2 protein-coding genes are annotated in these 929 nt (G+C 66.6%); both read left to right on the top strand.

The features are described from left to right. On the top strand, window positions 1-606 hold a 606-nt coding region (locus B1A78_RS21870), incomplete at its 5' end, for an intradiol ring-cleavage dioxygenase (RefSeq protein ID WP_144037972.1). Between the two features lie 85 nt (window positions 607-691). Then, window positions 692-929 (top strand): response regulator transcription factor (locus tag B1A78_RS22910; protein WP_179102140.1); only part of this gene is annotated, 238 nt, incomplete at its 3' end.

Raw genomic sequence — 929 nt, 5'->3', positions numbered from 1 at the left:
GGCACCAATACCGCCTCGGGCGTGTCGTCGAATGTGCTGACCGTCAGCGGCGTCACGCGCAGCGACATCCGCTCGAGCTTCATCGGCTCGACCACCACCGCGCCCGGCGTCCCTGTGACCTTCACCATCACACTCGTCGACGCGAACAACAGCTGCGCGCCGCTCGCGGGCCATGCCATCTATCTGTGGCACTGCGACCGCGACGGCCGCTATTCGCTCTACGACCTGCCGGCCGAATCCTATCTGCGCGGACTCCAGGTCACCGACAGCAACGGCCGCGTCACTTTCACGACGATCTTCCCCGGCTGCTACGCCGGCCGCTATCCGCATATCCATTTCGAGGTCTTCACCAGCTCGACCAACGCGACCAGCGGCCGCTTCGCGCGACTGATTTCGCAATTCGCCCTTCCCTCGGCCGCCTGCACCACCGTCTATGCCTCGACCGGCTATACGACGAGCGCGAGCAATTTCCGTTCGACCTCGATCGCCAGCGACAATGTCTTCGGCGACAACAGCGCCGCGCAGATCGCGGTGATGACGATGGCGATGACCGGCGATGTTTCCAGCGGCTACACCGCGACCGCGACGGTCGGCGTTGCGACCTGAGGCCATAGCCCGCGCGCCACGCCCCCACTTCATTCCCGCCGGGCCTTCTGTTAGGCCCGGCGGAACTGCAGCAAGGGGCCGTATCTTGGACCAGGCGACGCGCGTCCTGATCATCGACGACGATGCGGCGATCCGCTCGCTGACCGCCGATTTCCTGACCGGCCATGGCATGGAGGTCGCGACCGGCGCCGGCGCGCCCGACCTTTATGCGGCGCTCAAGGCGGCGCGCTTCGACGCGATCGTCCTCGACGTGATGATGGCGGGCGAGGACGGGCTGACTGCGCTGTCGAAACTGCCGATCGCCGACCGTCCGCCGGTGATCC

Source organism: Sphingopyxis sp. KK2 (assembly GCF_001990265.1).
In the GTDB taxonomy this organism is placed as follows: Bacteria; Pseudomonadota; Alphaproteobacteria; order Sphingomonadales; family Sphingomonadaceae; genus Sphingopyxis.
The sequence above is the reverse complement of the archived record's forward strand: the minus strand, read 5'-3'. Positions and strand labels throughout refer to the sequence as shown.